At 50.1% G+C, this 16,391-nt stretch carries 16 protein-coding genes; 1 reads left to right on the forward strand and 15 read right to left on the reverse strand.

Going from position 1 to position 16,391, the window contains the following annotated elements:
- Positions 1–63 precede the first annotated feature (63 nt).
- The 5 genes from MMG03_RS03770 to MMG03_RS03790 form a co-directional block, all read right to left on the reverse strand.
- On the reverse strand, positions 64–1,896 hold the full coding sequence (locus MMG03_RS03770) for a glycoside hydrolase family 9 protein (protein WP_249505644.1): 1,833 nt from the start codon (positions 1,894–1,896) through the stop codon (positions 64–66).
- Positions 1,897–2,061: 165 nt separating this feature from the next.
- Entirely contained in the window at positions 2,062–3,207 is a 1,146-nt protein-coding gene (locus tag MMG03_RS03775; protein WP_073161099.1) for a 1-deoxy-D-xylulose-5-phosphate reductoisomerase, read from the reverse strand.
- Between the two features lie 203 nt (positions 3,208–3,410).
- Entirely contained in the window at positions 3,411–4,421 is a 1,011-nt protein-coding gene (gene galE, locus MMG03_RS03780; protein WP_249505645.1) for a UDP-glucose 4-epimerase GalE, read from the reverse strand.
- 74 nt (positions 4,422–4,495) lie between these two features.
- Positions 4,496–5,365, reverse strand: coding sequence for a phosphatase PAP2 family protein (locus tag MMG03_RS03785; RefSeq protein ID WP_249505646.1), 870 nt, complete (start codon positions 5,363–5,365; stop codon positions 4,496–4,498).
- Positions 5,366–5,452: 87 nt separating this feature from the next.
- Complete coding sequence (locus tag MMG03_RS03790) at positions 5,453–6,013, reverse strand: flavodoxin (protein WP_249505647.1); 561 nt, start codon at positions 6,011–6,013, stop codon at positions 5,453–5,455.
- Between the two features lie 169 nt (positions 6,014–6,182).
- Here MMG03_RS03790 and MMG03_RS03795 point away from each other — a divergent pair, with 169 nt between their 5' ends.
- The gene (locus MMG03_RS03795) at positions 6,183–6,722 is read left to right on the forward strand and encodes a nitroreductase (RefSeq protein WP_346348700.1); all 540 of its coding nucleotides are present in this window, start codon (positions 6,183–6,185) and stop codon (positions 6,720–6,722) included.
- An 89-nt stretch (positions 6,723–6,811) separates the two neighbouring features.
- On the opposite strand, the gene MMG03_RS16040 is transcribed toward MMG03_RS03795, so the two are convergent.
- From MMG03_RS16040 to MMG03_RS03845, 10 genes are all read right to left on the reverse strand, one after another.
- Entirely contained in the window at positions 6,812–7,945 is a 1,134-nt protein-coding gene (locus tag MMG03_RS16040; protein ID WP_139258445.1) for a GGDEF domain-containing protein, read from the reverse strand.
- 56 nt (positions 7,946–8,001) lie between these two features.
- A complete protein-coding gene (locus tag MMG03_RS03805) occupies positions 8,002–8,883 on the reverse strand; it encodes a phosphatidate cytidylyltransferase (protein WP_073161103.1) in 882 nt (293 codons plus the stop codon).
- Positions 8,876–9,586 carry an isoprenyl transferase gene (locus MMG03_RS03810; RefSeq protein WP_073161104.1) on the reverse strand — a complete coding sequence of 237 codons (711 nt, stop codon included), beginning with the start codon at positions 9,584–9,586 and terminating at the stop codon, positions 8,876–8,878. The genes MMG03_RS03805 and MMG03_RS03810 overlap by 8 nt, the downstream gene beginning before the upstream one ends.
- 21 nt (positions 9,587–9,607) lie before the next feature.
- Positions 9,608–10,141, reverse strand: coding sequence for a ribosome recycling factor (gene frr / locus MMG03_RS03815; protein ID WP_073161105.1), 534 nt, complete (start codon positions 10,139–10,141; stop codon positions 9,608–9,610).
- Positions 10,142–10,271: 130 nt separating this feature from the next.
- The gene (gene pyrH / locus MMG03_RS03820; protein WP_073161106.1) at positions 10,272–10,979 is read right to left on the reverse strand and encodes a UMP kinase; all 708 of its coding nucleotides are present in this window, start codon (positions 10,977–10,979) and stop codon (positions 10,272–10,274) included.
- Positions 10,980–11,110: 131 nt separating this feature from the next.
- Positions 11,111–12,007, reverse strand: a complete 897-nt coding sequence (gene tsf / locus MMG03_RS03825; RefSeq protein ID WP_101479871.1) for a translation elongation factor Ts — start codon at positions 12,005–12,007, stop codon at positions 11,111–11,113.
- Positions 12,008–12,009: 2 nt separating this feature from the next.
- Positions 12,010–12,744 (reverse strand): 30S ribosomal protein S2, encoded by a 735-nt coding sequence (rpsB, locus tag MMG03_RS03830; RefSeq protein WP_073161108.1) that lies wholly within the window; start codon positions 12,742–12,744, stop codon positions 12,010–12,012.
- Positions 12,745–13,044: 300 nt separating this feature from the next.
- Positions 13,045–13,449 carry a 30S ribosomal protein S9 gene (gene rpsI, locus MMG03_RS03835; RefSeq protein ID WP_073161109.1) on the reverse strand — a complete coding sequence of 135 codons (405 nt, stop codon included), beginning with the start codon at positions 13,447–13,449 and terminating at the stop codon, positions 13,045–13,047.
- 22 nt (positions 13,450–13,471) lie between these two features.
- The gene (gene rplM / locus MMG03_RS03840; RefSeq protein ID WP_073161110.1) at positions 13,472–13,900 is read right to left on the reverse strand and encodes a 50S ribosomal protein L13; all 429 of its coding nucleotides are present in this window, start codon (positions 13,898–13,900) and stop codon (positions 13,472–13,474) included.
- Between the two features lie 336 nt (positions 13,901–14,236).
- A complete protein-coding gene (locus MMG03_RS03845) occupies positions 14,237–16,165 on the reverse strand; it encodes an endo-1,4-beta-xylanase (protein WP_249505649.1) in 1,929 nt (642 codons plus the stop codon).
- Between the last annotated feature and the right edge of the window lie 226 nt (positions 16,166–16,391).

A 16,391-nucleotide genomic window follows, 5' to 3' on the forward strand; every position in this document is an offset into this window, starting at 1 on the left:
CAAGGTTCGCCCATCCGCAGTTTTTTATTTACCGGCCAAGGGCCGGTTTTCAAAAGGTTAGAACTACTTTATCTGCATACCCTTCAAATCAAAACGTTTTCCATTGCGTTCAATGAAGACCTGCTGATCCACAAATCGCATACGGAGAGCGCCTTCTGGAGAGGAGTGCTTTGTCACAGAGGGTTTAATTGATGTAGCTTCGCCCTTGGCCACACCACCCACAGCAAAGCTAGGAGCATGGCCAGCATTAAGGGCTTCGATTGCACCAGCCAAATAAGCCAGCGGAGCATTCCAGTTAATGGCCACTTCGTTAGAAGCGTAGCTGCAGTTGTGGTCGATATAGGAAGTTGCAGGAACGCCAGTGCGGTAGTCCTTACATTCCCAACTTTCAGAACCGATGTCTTCACCGCCGGGCTGAGGACCACCCACCAACATACCGGGCACAGGGTCAGTCACCTTGTCGGCGGTACTGGGACGATGATGAGGCTTCTTCGGGGACTTGGTTCCAAAACCTGTCATAAAGGACATGTCCAGAGGATTCTTGCCCAACAGATAATCCAGGACCTTGCGGGCAGCCTTGTAGTACTTATCTTCACCAGTCAGGTAATAGGCATGCAACAGCCAGATACCCTGATTAGCGGCCACTGCGTTGGATCCCCAGACAAAATCATCTTTGGCCATAACAACACCAAAGCCTGTTTCGGAACGTTTCACAAATTCATCGGCGGTCTTGATCAAAATGTTCTTGCTACCATCATCGGTACCGTATGTGGCAGCACCATAGGCGGCAAGACCAGAGACATCGCCCCAGTTGGGAACATTGGCTTTAGAAACATTCTGCTTGTAGGAAGCATCCCCTGTGGCAATGAACAGTTCGGTACCTGCGAACAGCTTTTCATCGTCGAGCCACTGGTCACCATATTCCCCAGTAGAAACGCCCTGGGGATTGGAATAGGCTACATTGGGATTCTGGGCACCCCATGCGTAAGCCTTCTTGGCGGCTTCAAGACACTGGGCAGCAAAAGTTGCATCGTAGGCCTTGTAGACTCGGGAAGCGGTTGCCATGACGCCTGCAAAATCAAAGGTGGCTGCAGTACCCTTACCGATAACATAAAGAGTAAGTTTGTCTGCAGCGGGCATGTCATCGCCAGGGAAACCAAGGGAGGTCAACTTATGGAATACGCCACCATCGGTATCCTGCATGGTGAGCATCCAATCCAGATTGTACTTGATTTCTGCCAACAGATCAGGCAGAGTACCTTCGGCAGGAATGTTCCACTTGAGGGTCCTGAAGTAATCCGGATAATGTTCAAACAGAGAAAGGAGTGTATAAGTAGTGATGCCGGAGTTCACGATATAACGACCATAGTCGCCAGCATCGTACCAGCCCTTACCGGAAGAAATGGAGCCCGAACCTGCGGAATTGTGAAGCTGGTAAGTGCCTGCGTTATGGCCAGCGGCACGAGCCCACTGACCAGCATAGGTCTGTTCCAACGCCATGGAGGCACGCTGATAGTAGAACCACTTCAAGGCGGCCTTAGTTACATCTTCAAATGTATTGTCGACAATCTTAAGATCATTGCGGAGAACCTGGCCGCCCACTCGGATAGAGTAAACACCAGGAGTCTTCAAATCGGAGAAATCCACCAGAGACACATTCTGGCTGCTGGGAACCCACAGGGCGGAGGCAGACGGGGTGGCTGTCATGACGACACTGCCCGCAGCATCCACGATTTCGACAGGGCCGCTAACATCCTGAACGGTGAATTCCTTGGCATCATTTGAACGATAACCAATCTGGTTGATGTAGGCATTGGCACCAAAAGCTGTAGAAGCCAGAGTCAATGCAGAAATGGCCAACGGCGCAAACTGTTTGAGACCGAATTTTGAAAACATACACATCTCCTTACACTTATTCAAAATCAATATAGGAGATTTTTTAGAACAAAGCTAAAAAAACATCATTAATTCTGTTTACAAGTGTAACAGCTGTTTCCAAAATGTGTTCCACATCAAAAAAGGGCCCGCAAAGCGAACCCTTTTTCAACAATCTGCCAGAATTTACTTAATCAAGTCAAGAGTCAGGCGGCGAGCTTCGGCGTCGGCTTCCAGAACCTGTTCCAGAGTCAGATGACCGGTAAGGTTGGGAGCGCCGTTGATGATAGTTTCCACATGACGGGGAATATCGGTGAACTTCAGCTTGCCATCCAGGAAGCGATCCACCAGAACTTCGTTGGCGGCGTTCATCATGGCGGGAACGACACCGCCGCGGCGGCCAGCTTCGAAGGCGAGGGCCAGGCAGCGGAACTTGTTGAAGTCCGGCTCGAAGAAGGTGAGCTGTCCGAGAGTGGGCAGATCCAAGCGCTTGGTTTCCAAGGGCAGGCGTTCCGGCCAAGTGAGGGCCACCTGAATAGGAATGCGCATGTCGGGGGCGCCCAGCTGAGCCATCAGGGAACCGTCGCGGAACTGCACCAAAGAGTGCACCATGGACTGGGGGTGAACCACAACCTTGATCTGTTCGTAAGGAATGTGGAACAGGAAGTGGGCTTCCAGAACTTCCAGACCCTTGTTCATCATGGAAGCGGAGTCGATGGTGATCTTGCGGCCCATGCTCCACACCGGATGATTCAAAGCATCGGCAACAGTGATGTTTTCAAAACGTTCGATATCCCAGGTACGGAAAGGGCCTCCGGAAGCGGTGATTTCCAGGCATTCCACTTCCTTGTTGGGGCGGTCGGCCAGGCACTGGAAAATAGCGCTGTGTTCAGAGTCGATGGGAGTGATGAAAGCCTTGGGATTTTCGGCCAGCTTGTCCCAGATGACGGGGCCGGCCATGACCATGGTTTCCTTGTTGGCCAGAGCCACATGCTTACCGTGTTCGATAGCGGTAATGGTGGGCAAGCAGCCTACGGCACCCATAAGGGCGTTGATGATGATGTCGGCCTTGGGGTCGGCGGCCAGTTCGCAGAGGCCTTCCATACCGGAGAGCACCGGCATGTTGAGCATGGCACTCAGTTCCTTGGCGGCTTCGGGCTTGAACATGCAAACACGTTCCACCTTGAACTTGCGAACAATTTCAGCAACTTTTTCAACGCTGGAATTTGCAGCCACCGCATAGACCTTGAACAGGTCGGAATGCTGAAGGCAAACATCTACAGTAGAAGTTCCGATAGAACCGGTAGCACCGAGAAGAACGACATTTTTCATAATTAAAACCTTTGGATGCAAGAGCTAGGTATGAGGCTTGAGGTCGTTCGCTACGCTCACTTTGAGGTGCGAGATTTCGCAGGCTTCAAGACTCACCTTTCTCAAAAAAATAATATAATTCCATTCCCGAATAAAGATACCTCTAAGGCCGAAGGCCGCCCTCAGAGCAAAGCGACCTCATCGCTCTTTAAACTTCCTACTACCTAGTATCCCTTGGGATTATTCTTCTGGAAGTTCCAAGAATCGCGGCACATATCCTCGATACCGTACTTCGCTTCCCAACCCAGTTCAGCCTTGGCCTTTGCAGGGTTGCAGTAACAGGTAGCGATGTCGCCGGCACGGCGAGGCTTGATACTATACGGGACCTTCAATCCGTTTGCTTTTTCGAATGCGTGAACCACATCCAATACAGAATAGCCATGACCTGTACCCAGGTTGTAGATGGCAAGGCCACACTTACGTTCAATGGCCTGCAAGGCGCACACATGGCCCGCAGCCAAATCGCAAACGTGAATATAGTCGCGGACACCAGTTCCGTCGGGGGTATCGTAATCGTTGCCGAACACGCCCAGTTCCTGACGTAAGCCCACGGCGGTCTGCGTAATATAAGGCATCAAATTGTTGGGGATTCCGTTGGGGTTCTCGCCAATGAGACCGCTCTGGTGAGCGCCAATGGGATTGAAATAACGGAGGAGCACTACGTTCCACTCAGGGTCGGCCTTCTGCAAATCCATCAGTACTTCTTCAAGCATGGACTTGGTCTTGCCATAGGGATTGGTGCACTGACCCTTGGGGCATTCTTCAGTAATGGGGATGATGGCCGGATCGCCATACACCGTTGCAGAAGAAGAGAAAATAAAGTTCTTGCAGTTATGCTTGCGCATGACGTCCAACAGAACGAAGGTGGCGTTCATGTTGTTCTCGTAATACTCCAGAGGCTTGGCAACAGATTCGCCCACCGCCTTGAGACCCGCAAAATGAATGCAGGCATCAAAGGAATACTTTTCAAAAACTTCGTTCATAGAGGCTGCATCACGGACGTCAGCCTTTACAAAGGGAACCGGCTTTCCAATAATCTGAGCCACCCGGCGAAGGGATTCCTCGCTGGAGTTCACCAGATTATCGACCACAACCACGGAGTGGCCAGCCTTATCAAGTTCAATGATGGTGTGGCTGCCAATATAACCTGCGCCACCTGTAAGAAGAATATTCATCTAAGACCTTATGTTTTTCCACAAATAATGTAGATAATTCACACCACCGAGAGTAAACCGCCCATGTCTAAAGACTAGAAATACAAGGAGGCCACAAGCCCTTTCTGGTCATCATAAAATAGGGGCGCAACGGTAACCCGCATCCCTTTTTCGGGTGCGCCGTTTTTTTCACGATAGAACGCATTTCCGATGTACCACCCGATAGAGGCCCCCATCAGAACACCGGCCACCGCATCGGAAAACCAGTGCGCCTCCCCCTTGGCACCAAGGACCATGCTGGTCGCCACATAGCCCGCAAAGAGGCCACAGCCCGCAACCACGAAGGGATTGTCACGATGATAGCTGGCAATACTCATGGCAAGGGCTGCGTTGGTCATGGAGTGCCCCGAAGGCCAGCCATAAAAAACACCTCGCTTAAAAAAGCCCCACTTAAAATCCCGGGAAAGGCTTCCGCTATTGCTATCCGCCACCGGGTGGGCACGCCCCGAAATTGCCTTCAGGATATTGTTGTACAAAAACGCCACCGCCGTAGCCTGGGCCGCCACCGCACCGGTATTGTTCAAGGTTTTATTGTCGCTAAAGAAGTACATATAGCCAGGAACAAGAAACGGGAAAAACGTTCCCGCCATCATTCCCGGCATAAAGGCGATACCGAAGGCCAGCTCATTCTGACGAGCCGCAAATCGAGCCACCTTCAAATCCACATCATTGGTAGAAAGCAGGTAGGTTGCACCACCACCAGCGAGGTGAAACGCCAGCGGCCAACCAAAGGCACTCCACAGCATGTTTTGACCCAGGTGATCGAAAGGCGACAAAGTAACGGAGGCTGAATTACTTTTATGGTCCGTTGACTGACGAACCGCCGTTGTATCCGAAACCGGTTCCTGCCCGTGAGCAAGAACAGTAAAAAGAAAAATCAAAATTATGGAAAGAATTCGATTCATTTTTAACAGTAAATTTAGAATAAAATAAAAAAAGCCATATCCATTACAAAACGGACACAGCTGTTTTTTTCAAGGAAAAACGTCCTTTTACCTTATCCACTTTTCCACGTCTTTTTCGGCCTTGGACTTTTCGTTCTGGGCAACGTGACCATAAATGGCGAGACCCATAGTAACATTGGCGCCGGTCAATTTCTTAAGGCGGGCTACACCGCTGAGGCCGCTACCTTCGTGAGTGACAAAAGGATGAATAGTTTTACCCTTCAGATTGTACTTTTCGAAGAAGGTTACCATGGGCATAGGCATTTCGCCCCACCACACGGGATATCCGACATAGATTTCGTCGTATTCTTCCGGATTGACACTAACCGGTTTAATTTCGGGACGGGCGTCGTTTGCCAATTCCTTCTTGGCCACAGCGATACAGTCGTCGTATTCTTTCGGATATTCCTTGACGGGTTCCACCTTCAAAAGCGTTGCACCTGTTTTTGCGGCAATGATTTCGGCAACGATTTCGGTATTGCCCTTCTTGATATAGCCCACGCTATAGTTTTCGTCGGCACGGGAATAATAGATGACCAGTTTCTTGGATTCAGCAGCCATGGCAGCCCCCATAAGGATTGTTAAAAGGATGAGGATGATCTTTTTCATTGAAACCTCTTTTTGTTATAATATATCATCTAGAGTTGACTCTAGGTCAAGACCTTGTTTAAATAAATTTCATTTTTTATAAAGTCAGTTATTTGAAAATGCTATTTTTATAATGAACGTGGTGCCAAATGGCCCTCGGCAAAACTTTTTCGCCATAGGTAAGACAATGATGAACGAAACCCTGAAAACTCTGGAAACTCGCCGCAGCTGCCGCAAGTTCAAGCCCGACATGATTACCGACGAGGAATTGGAAGCCGTACTTCGCGCAGGAACCTTCGCCCCTTCCGGAAAGAACCAGCAATCTTCCATCATCATTGCCGTTACCAACAAGGAAATGCGCGACCAGATCGCCGAAGAGAACCGCAAGATCGGCGGTTGGGACGAAGGTTTCGACCCCTTCTACGGCGCACCTGTAATCCTGATTGTCATTGCAGACAAGGATGCCAACAACGGCTCCGGAACCTATATCAACGACGGCAGTCTTGTCATGGGAAACCTGATGAATGCCGCCGCAAGCCTTGGCCTCGGCAGCGTCTGGATCCACCGCGCCAAACAGGAATTCGAAAGCGAATTCGGAAAGTCTATTCTAGAAAAGCTGGGCATCAAGGGCAACTACGAAGGCATCGGCCACGTGGCCCTAGGATACCGTCAGACACCTGTTCCCCAGGCTTTGGCCCGCAAAGAAAACTACATCTATTACATCAAGTAGCGAAAACTTAAATGGCCGCGTCAAGGATTCCCTGACACGGCCTAATTACTCTTTAATAGTTTGCGTTTCCTGTCCGCGAAACCCAATATCTACAAGGCAAGCCCCTTTATACGCCGCTTGTCTTTTTTCATATCCGCCAACAGACAGTCCTGGAAGTAATCCACGCTTTCGGAACTTCCCGCATATTTCTTGACGCCAATAGCGACAGTCAACTTATACGGTTCACCGCTATTGCGATTGAACTTTTCCACATTCATCCTGATTTTTTCTACGCAGTTGGCAATACTGTTATCGTGATGCGTATCGACCATGATAATGAACTCGTCACCTGAGTAGCGCAGGATTGAACCCCACTGCCCCGTAGACTCACGGAGGATATCGGCCGCATTGCACAAGGCACGGTCACCGACCTTATGGCCTAACTCGTCATTGATTTTTGAAAAATCGCAAAGGCTGACCATGATCCCGCTGGACTGACGCTTTTTGTTATTGTACAGGTACAGCACATAGTCAAGGAAGGGGCGATTGAAAAGACCGGTCAGATAATCCCTGAAAACGCGTTCGTTCTGCAGGCTACAGAACGCGCCCGCAATAGCGACGGCAAAACTAGGCGCCATCAACGACACACCGTAGAAGATACTCTGCAGCACGATGGCCACAACAGTCGGAATCGCGTAAAACCAAATGGGGAAAAATCGGATTAGGCCATCCTGCCTGTAATTCTTATAGTAGAGCGTAAGGGATGTAACCACGATGCTGTAGTTGAAAAAGATATAAATCCAGTAGCCGAAACAGCGAACGTAGCGGTTATGTTCGTTAACGCTAAAGAGTAACGGCACAAAAAGATTCGTCAACAGCATCAGGGGCAAGACGACCATGGAAATCCGCAGGATACATTTCAGGAAGCCATTCAACTCCATACGGAAATGTTCCTTTAGGAAGGACATCCAGCTGTATGCACAGAGGAAGTTGGAGGCATAGACCCACGAGTTCGTGATATACACTAACTGCTTAGCATAGACGCAGGAACAACCATCGGCGGCATAAGCAAAAAGGTCAGAAAGGCAACTGAAAAAGCAGAATAGCAGCATCGCAATGAGCAGCTTGCTTTCCTTGGTTTTTAGACGCAATCTCCAGACATTACCCACAATCATCACGACGACAAGAATCATACCGACAACGTCGGTACCTAGTGCCATCCTGATGTCAATAGGTGTATCCACAAATCCTCCTTTATACCTAACAATAATAAAAAAAGGAGGTTTGCACCTCCAATTTTTTAAGCAAGATTCTTCATGAAATCAAGCAACAGCCAGAGCATCGGCGCTGCCAGGAAGAAGGAATCGCAGCGATCCAGGACTCCGCCATGCCCCACAAACAAGTTGCCGGAATCCTTGGTACCGCTCCAGCGCTTGAGTGCACTCATGAGAAGATCGCCTGCCTGACCAGCCACGGTCACCATGACGCCAAGAATAATGGCCTTGCACCAATCCATGTTTACATTGAAGGCGCCAAGGGCGGAACTGCAGTTTGCCCAGTAGGCCACCCATGCAATGGTTGCAACAGAACCCGCAATGGAACCTTCCCAGGTTTTCTTGGGGCTGATGCTGGGAGCAAAGAGATGACGACCGAAGGGGCCCTTGCCTGCAGCAAACTTTCCAAAGAAGTAAGCGACAGTATCGCAGAGCCACACGCTGGTCATGACCAGGATAAATCCATAGCAATGTTCAAAGCCCTGGCCATTGCCCATCATCAAGACATTCATACCACCCCAGAGGCCCACATACAGAGGTGCGGCCAGCTGCATTACCAGCCAGGGGAAGAGGTTTTCAATTTCAACCTTGGCGTAAGCCACACCGATGTAGACGGCAAAGATGACCATGGCGGTCATGCCCACCACATAGGGCACGGCAGAAAGACCAAAGTACCCACCCTTGGAAAGAGCCCAGGCAAGAGTCAACGCAAGGCTAGAAGCAAAGGAGAGATAACGTACGTTAGGTCCCTTGTACATCTTGGTGGCCATGCCAGCCCATTCCCAGGCGCCAACACCGGCCAGGAAGCACATCAGGCCGACACGGGAAAAATCGTTAAACCACAAAAGGAAAAATACCAGCGGGATTGCAATCACCGCGGTAATCAGACGTTGAGCCAAATTACTCATGAAGAACCTTCCCAAAGCGGCGTTCGCGAGTATTGAAGAACTCAACCGCTTGCATAAATTCATCCTTGGTGAAGTCGGGCCAGAGCGTATCGGTAACGTAGAATTCGCTATAGGCGGCCTGCCAGAGGAGATAATTGGAAAGTCTGAATTCGCCACCGGTACGGATAATCAGATCCGGGTCGGGAGCGCCTTTCAGATACAGATTTTTTGCAAACAGGGTTTCGTCGATATCATCCACGGACAGGGAGCCTGCGGCAACCTGGGCGGCAATGGACTTTACGGCACCGACGATTTCCTGACGACCACCATAGGAGATAGCCAGGTTCAACTGCATGCCGGTATTGTTTGCAGTAATATCAATTGCAGATTGCAAGCTCGCGCGAGGCTTCTCAGGAATACGGTCCATGTTTCCAATGACCGTAAGCTTCACGTTCTTTTCCATCAGGTCGGGGATTTCTTTAACGACCATCTCAATGAGAAGGTTCATCAGATAATCCACTTCCTTGGAGGGGCGACCCCAGTTTTCGGAACTGAAGACATACAAAGTCATGTGTTCCAGTTTGAGGTTCACACCCATTTCAACGGCATCGATAGTAGACTCGGTCCCCTTGCGATGGCCGAAGAAACGTTCCATGCCGCGGCTCTTGGCCCAGCGGCCATTACCGTCCATAATGATGGCTACATGTCTAAGCTGATTTGCCACGCGTTACCTTACAAAGGACAATTACACCTTGAGGATGTCTGCTTCCTTGGCAGCAAGGAGAGCGTCAATCTTTGCGATAGCCTTGTCAGTAGCCTTCTGGATTTCGTCCTGCTGCTTCTTGGCTTCGTCTTCGGGCATTTCCTTGTCCTTCTTGATGGCATCGTTTGCATCGCGGCGGATGTTGCGGATAGCAACGCGACCGTCTTCAGCGTGCTTGCGAGCGACCTTAGCCAGTTCCTGACGACGTTCGGTAGTGAGGATCGGGAGGCTAACGCGAATGGAGTTGCCATCCTTCATGGGAGTCAGACCGATGTTTGCTGCGTAGATAGCCTTTTCGATCAGGTCCACCAGAGCCTTTTCCCACGGAGCAACCAGAAGCATACGGGGTTCCGGAACGGAAACCTTAGCCACCTGGGAGATAGGAGTGGGAGTGCCATAATAGTCGATACGAATGTCGTTCAGGATAGCGGGAGAAGCCTGTCCAGCGCGGATCTTGGTGAATTCACGTTCAGTAGCTTCAATAGCCTTGTCCATCTTAACTTGATAATCTGCCATAATAAAACCTTTTAGAATAAAGATATGAAATGCAGTTAGTGGTTAGTAAACAGTGGTTAGTAAACAGTGGTTCAGGAGGTTTCATCTTTCCTCAAAACTAACCACTAAACACTAACCACTTCTTACTCCATTAACAATGAACCAGTGTACCTAAATTACCTTCAACGGCGGCCTGAGTCAAGCAGCCCTTTTCCATCTTGAACACGAAAATGGGCATATTGTGTTCCATGCACAGGGCCACTGCAGCAGTGTCCATCACCTTAAGACCGCGGGCGATAACTTCCTGGTAGGTAATGTCATCGAAGCGGGTTGCAGTAGGATCCTTCATGGGGTCGGCGGAGTAGATGCCGTCCACCTTGGTCACCTTCATGATCACGTCGCATTCGCTTTCAATGGCGCGAAGAGCGGCGCAGCTGTCGGTAGTGAAGAAGGGATTGCCGGTACCTGCGGAGAAGATCACCACGGAACCAGCATTCAAAAGTTTGATAGCCTTACGGCGATCAAAAAATTCGCAAATGGGTTCCATACGGATGGCGCTCATGACCACACTGTCGATGCCCTGCTTATCAAGGGCGTCCTGCATAGCCAGTCCATTCATCACGGTACCCAGCATGCCCATGGCATCGCCCTGGGCACGGTTCATGCCACCGGCTGATGCGGACACGCCGCGGATCATATTGCCGCCACCGATCACGAGAGCGACCTGAACACCCTGCTTAACGACAGAAGCAATTTCGCTTGCCATTTCTGTCAAAATACCGTTGTCGATGCCATGGCCCTTTTCGCCTGCGAGGGCTTCGCCACTAAGCTTCAACAAAACTCGCTTAAACTTTGCCATAATAAGCTCCAATTACTTAATCATGGCTAATGTAGTAAAAAGAAGGGTATAAAAAATAGCCGCCCCCAAAGGGACGGCCATTTTCTATTTCGCAAGATCCCTCGACTACGCTCGGGATGACAAAAAGCGAATTAGTTACCGCGTTCGAAGCGGATGAAGTTTACGACCTTCAGGGAAGAGAGGCCAAGCTGCTTTGCAACGACTTCCTGGAGGTAGTCCTTGACATTGAGCTTCTTGGGGTTCTTTTCAGACATGAAGAATTCCTGGTCTTCGAGAACGATTTCCTTGAGGACCTTAGCAACGCGGCCTTCAAGCTGACGTTCAACGAATTCCGGCTTGGTAGCCTTACCAGTTGCCTGAGCCTGAGCTTCGATCTGGGCGCGAGCGATTTCGCGTTCCTTTTCGATAGTTTCAGCAGGAACTGCAGCGTCGTTCAATGCAACCGGAGCGAAAGCAGCGGCCTGCATAGCGATGTCCTTAGCAGCAGCCTTGAGAGCAGCTTCGTCGGCAGAGCCTTCATAAGCGAGTTCGGTAATAACGCCGATCTTGCCCTTCATGTGGCTGTAAACACCGAAGACGGAGTTTGCAGACTTCTTGAGTTCAGCAAACTTACGGAAGTCGATGTTTTCCTGGATCTTGACGAGCACGTCCTGGAGGATGTCGTTCACCTTCTTGCCATCGACAACTGCGTTCTTCAGGTCTTCGACGGAAGCGATAGCCTGAGATTCAACAGCCTTAACTGCCATGTTGGCGAGAGCAACGAAGTCGTCGTTGTTAGAAACCGGTTCGGTTTCGCAAGACAGTTCGAAAGCAGCAGCCTTGTCAGCAGTTTCGATGAGGTAGATGCGGCCTTCCTTGGCAGCCTTGTCTGCGCGCTTTGCAGCAACAGCAGCACCCTGCTTACGGAGGAGTTCAACAGCCTTGTCCAGATCGCCGTCAGTTTCGGTGAGGGCCTTCTTGCACTGCATCATGCCCACGCCAGTCTTCTGGCGGAGTTCGTTAACGAGAGAGGCGGTAATAGTTGCCATGATTACTTGTCCTCACCGTTGTCAAACTTCTTAGCTTCTTCCTTGTCCTTCTTATCGACAGAACGCTTTGCAACGTTAGCAGCGATGTAGTCAACGATGAGCTTGATGGACTTCACTGCGTCGTCGTTTGCCGGAATCGGGAAGTCGACGAGAGTCGGATCAACGTTGGTATCGCAAATGCCGATGATAGGAATGTGAAGACGGCGAGCTTCTGCAACGGCGATCTTTTCGTGAGCGAGGTCGGTCACGACCATGAGGCCAGGAAGGTTCACCATTTCGCGGATGCCACCGAAGACGTCCAGGAGCTTAGCGCGTTCGCGGGTCTTGTCCAGAACTTCCTTCTTGGAAAGAACCTGGAAAGTACCATCCTGTTCCATGGTGTCGATCTTGTCGATCTTCTTGATGGACTTACGAACGGTCTGGAAGTTGGTCAGCATACCACCGAGCCAGCGGTTGGTAACGGAGAACTGGTTGCAGGAACCAGCAGCATCCAGCACGCACTGACGAGCAGTCGGCTTGGTACCAACGAAGAGCACGGTCTTGCCAGATTCAGAAATCTTCTTAGCAGCTGCAGCAGCGGCTTCGAGGAGGTCGCGGGTCTTGGACAGGTTGAGAACGTAGATGCCGTTCTTTTCAGCCAAGATGTAGGGCTTCATCTTCGGATTCCAACGCTGAGTCTGGTGGCCAAAGTGGGAACCTGCAGCGAGCAGGTCTTCAACAGAAGGCAGATTTGCCATAGTAGTATTCCTTTTTTCGGTTATTTCTACCCGGTCGGTAATTAAGCCGCAAAGTACCTTGGTACCACCGAAGCGGCTCTTACGAGACCAGTGATTGTTTATTTCCCCAGGCGTAATTGCCCGAGTGGGCGTAAAGATAGCAAAAAGAGGGGAAAGATTAAAGGTTAGAGGTTAAAGAGGAAAGGCTAAAAGGGTAGAAAATAGGGGCGATTTTCATTTTCCCATGAGAAAAAAGAAAGCCCCCGCCGAGCGGGAGCTTCCTGAAATTGCCTTTGCAATTTCCAAGCAAAATCGTAACGATTAGCGCTTGGAGAACTGGAAGTGCTTACGAGCCTTCTTGCGGCCGAACTTCTTACGTTCAACAGCACGAGAGTCGCGAGTCATGAGGCCTTCCTTCTTGAGGGCAGGCTTGCATTCTGCGTCGTTAGCAACCAGTGCGCGGGAGATGCCGAGACGGACAGCGCCCATCTGGCCAGCGATGCCACCGCCACGAGCGGTAACTTCGACGTCCCATTCTTCAGCGTTGCCGAGGATGGCGAACGGAAGATTTGCAATCATGTTCTGCACTTCAGAATGGAAGTAATCCTTAAAATCACGACCATTGATGGTGCGCTTGCCGGTACCCGGCTTCAAAATCACAGCGGCGATAGCGTTCTTGCGACGGCCAGTGCCGCGGTAGATCTTCTTATTCTTTGCGGTAGCGATAGAGGTATCCTCCGTTCTAAAATTACAAGTCTACGACTTCGGGATTCTGTGCAGCGTGCGGATGTTCGGCGCCAGCATAGATTTTGAGTTTCTTGATCATCTTGTGACCGAGAGCGCTGTGCGGCAGCATGCCCCAAATGGCAGCTTCCAGCGGAGCAGTCGGGTGCTTAGCCTGGAGATCGGCAAAGTTGATCCAACGTTCACCAGCGATGTGACCGGTGTGGTGGAAGTATTCCTTCTTCAGGTTCTTGTTGCCAGTAACTGCAACCTTTTCAGCGTTGATCACAACCACGAAGTCGCCAGTGTCGACGTTCGGGGAGAAGATGGCCTTATGCTTACCCATGAGGAGGCGAGCAACTTCGCTTGCTACGCGGCCCATCGGCTTTTCGGCGGCGTCCACAAGCTTCCACTTGCGTTCGACGTTCTTCGGGTTTACCGTAATGGTCTTCATGTAAATCCTTTGTGTTTTTCGTTAATGTTCCGAAACAGCTCCGTCCCGGACAATGCGAGGCAAAATTTAGAAGAAAATCGAGACTGTTTCAAGGTAAAAAAGTTGCATTTTTTGAAAAAAGTCCGTAGTTTAAAGGATTTTCACTCTATCAATTATACCAATCCTTATAATTAATATATAAAATTTGATGATTTTTATAGCGATCTGTTTGTATAAAGTGATGAATCCACTTCTGCAAGCTCAGAGATCTTAAAAAAAGGAACCCCATGACATACGCCACGGGGCCCTTTGTTTGGTGTTTTGGATTAGGATTCTTGAGGACCGAAGTCCCAAACTTTACTGAGCGATGGTGAAGGAAGTCATCTGCTTGGTATCCTTGTTGCGGATATAGTAGACACCCTTTGCAAACTTGACATCGCTTTCCTTGACGGTATTGATTGCCTGGTCAAAGCTGTAGGCATTGAGACGGCCCATGAAGGAACCCTGCATATCGAATACGTCGAACTTCTGGAGGGTTTCAAATTCCATCTTGAGGTTCTGCACGAAGCTTTCCTTGTCGCCAACATCAGGAGTCTTAGAATCACTAGAGGCAGGAGCTTCTACAGCAGAGGAAGAAATCGGTTCCGGGTCAGTTGCGTCGGCGCCAGCAACGAAGGTCATATAGTCAAAGTCTACGTAGCCTTCAACGATGGTGAAGCGAACGATCTGCTTGCCAGCCTTCTTGAAATTCACATTGACAGCATTCTTTGCAAAGCTATTGTAGTCATCTTCATTGGCACCTGCAGCGACCTTGATGGTTTCGGTAAGGTCAGAGAAAGTACCATCGGAATTCTTGACAGAAAGCTTGTAGCTGCCGCCGTTACCAGAAGAAGCTGCAACGAACAGGGAATATGTACCAACTTCGACAACGTCCACGGTGTATTCCAGCCATTCGTCAGTTGCGCCCCAACCGATTACGTAGCCAGAGCCAGAAGTCTTGATATCAACGGAAGCATCCTTACGATAATTCGACTTGCAGTCGGAAGCCAGTGCAGGATTGTTTTCTGCGCAGGCGTTGTTGCCGCTGTCGGTATCGTAGTAGGAATCATTGCCTGCGCCAATACCCGGTTCATCAAAGTTTTCAGCTTCGATCTTGCCAGGAATGGTTGCAGCCTTGCCGCCAAACGGAGTCTGCGGTTCCGGTTCTGCCACAAGACCTGTTGCAAGGCCAGTGGTGTTCACGCCCTTGTTGGACTTCAAGTAGTTTCTCATCCAGGTCATGGCCTTACGATCCTGGCCGTTCTTGATCAAGCCGGAACAACCGCTTGCCTGACCGTTACAGTCGAGCCATGTACGACCATAGATGTAACCCCAGATGGTGATGCCTGCGACATTGGGATCTTCCATCCAGTATGCAAACTGTTCCTTATAGCACTGTTCCTGGATGTTGTCATCGGTAGAAGGAACGTCGTATTCAGAAATGAGAATCGGGAAGTTGTTTGTCTTGCTATGGATTTTTTCCATAGTGGACTTAAAGGTGTTGTAGTTGAGGCAGTTGCCACCACCACCGGTGCCGTTGTAGCCACCACCAGTGCTCATCAAGTCATGAGCCTGAAGGCCGTATGCGTCAACAGGTGCGCCATTCTTACGGATGGTATTGATCAGGTCAATGCCCTGGTCCACATTCCACTGGATGGTGTTATAGTCGTTATAGATCAGGATTGCCTTGGGCCAGCGTTCGCGAGCCATCTTGAAAGCGGTAGTCAAGAACTGGTAATCGCCGTTGTTGTCGCCACCCAGAGCCTGAATAATCTTGGTCTTGGTATAGTTGGAATGGTACTGGCCGTTACCGGTACGGATAGCTTCGTTGGCAACATCGATCATTTCGATATCGGGGTAATGAGCCTTGACAGCATCGAACCATGCGGTAATAGCTTTCTTGGTATCGTCAACACTCAGGGATTCGAGCCAACTGGGATACTGGGACCCCCAGAGGAGAGCGTGGAACTTGAAGTGGCCACCGTTATTCTTTGCCCAATCGTAGGCGGCGTCGCAGCCAGCCCAGTTATACTTACCACGTTGGCCTTCGATAGAACCCCACTTACAGCCGTTTTCGGCTGTGGCCTGGTTCCAGAGCTTGGTAAATTCATCGTTGGGACCGGGAGCGGTGTTAGACTGGGTAATGTTACCCACGAACTTTGCAGCGCCATCGGCAATACCCGGGCCTGCATAGGAGATCGATGCAGCGGTAAGACCGGCGGCAACGAGAGAGAAAATTTTATTCATAATCCACATCCTATATTGTCAGGGGTTAATCCCCCCGATGCCCATAAAACTATATCGTCCAGGATGGAACATTCCACCACGAAAATCAAATGCCATGGACATTTTATCCATGGCGAAATTCGCTCAAAAACGCCGTTTTTCGTGTAAAAAGGGGGCTAAAGTGTGTAAAAAGCCAACAAAAAAAACGGCCCCTTGTCAACAAGGGGTCGCCTCAATAGGATTGTGA

The sequence above is a fragment of the Fibrobacter sp. HC4 genome (assembly GCF_023373925.1).
In the GTDB taxonomy this organism is placed as follows: Bacteria; Fibrobacterota; Fibrobacteria; order Fibrobacterales; family Fibrobacteraceae; genus Fibrobacter.